The organism is Seonamhaeicola marinus (assembly GCF_008085455.1).
In genome coordinates this window covers 894-1,945 of record NZ_VSDQ01000482.1, presented here as the reverse complement: position 1 = coordinate 1,945, position 1,052 = coordinate 894, and the positions used below count along the sequence as shown (strand labels likewise).

The 1,052-nt window shown below is 42.1% G+C and carries 1 protein-coding gene; it reads left to right on the top strand.

The window, feature by feature from the left end; all coding sequences use genetic code 11:
* Positions 1-18: 18 nt before the first annotated feature.
* The coding region (locus FUA24_RS07840; RefSeq protein ID WP_148541194.1) for a PKD domain-containing protein at positions 19-1,052 on the top strand (1,034 nt) is incomplete at its 3' end.

Below are 1,052 nucleotides of genomic sequence, written 5' to 3'. Positions count from 1 at the left end.
CCTTCGCATACCTATACAATGCCAGGTACATACACTGTGTCTTTATACGCTCAAAACTTTTGCGGCACTACCAATACAGTAACAAATACCATTTGTATTGAACCCGAATTAACCCCAACCTTTACTTTAGATACTAGTAACGGCTGTTCACCCTTAAATGTACAAACAACCAACACCACTAATTTAGCTAATAGTTGCGGTGGTGAAACCTATTTATGGCAAGTAAGCTACACCCAAGGGTTTTGTGCTACAGGCATAGCACAATGGAGCTTTACTGGGGGCACTGATGAAAATTCTTCAGCACCTAGCTTTGAATTTATTAGTGCAGGCACCTACACGCTAACATTAACAACTACCAATGCTTGTGGCAGTAATTCAACATCGCAAACTGTAGAGGTTAAACAACCACCATCTGTAACCATTAACACATTAACTGATGCCTGCGGAACAGCTTCAATAAACCCAACGGCTACAATTAACACCTGTGCACCAGCTACTGAAACTATTACATATAATTGGAGTTTCCCGGGGGGAACGCCAGCTACAGCTACCACCGAAAACCCCGGAACCATTACTTACAACACACCCGGAAATTACCAAATTACCCTAAGTGTAACTTCTAGTTGTGGCACTACAACCGCCACTGAGAACTTTACTATTAATAACGTACCAAGCATTACTAATACTAATTTAACACAAACCATTTGCTCTGGAACACAAACCACCGAGGTAAATTTAACATCAAGTATAGCGGGTACTACGTACAGTTGGTCTGCCACAGCACCTGCGGGTGTAACAGGTTACACAACAAGTGGCACTTCAAACACTATTCCTGTTCAAACTATTACAAATACTAATACCACCTCAGAAACAGTAACGTATACCATAACACCCTATAATGGCAGTTGTGATGGCGCTCCCGTTAATTTAGTAATAATTGTAGACCCTGCCCCAGAATTCACTAGTCAGCCACAAGATGAAACCATATGTCTTAACGGCAGCACTAGCCTGCTATCAGTTTCAGTTAACGGCCCCGGCACACCAACTTATCA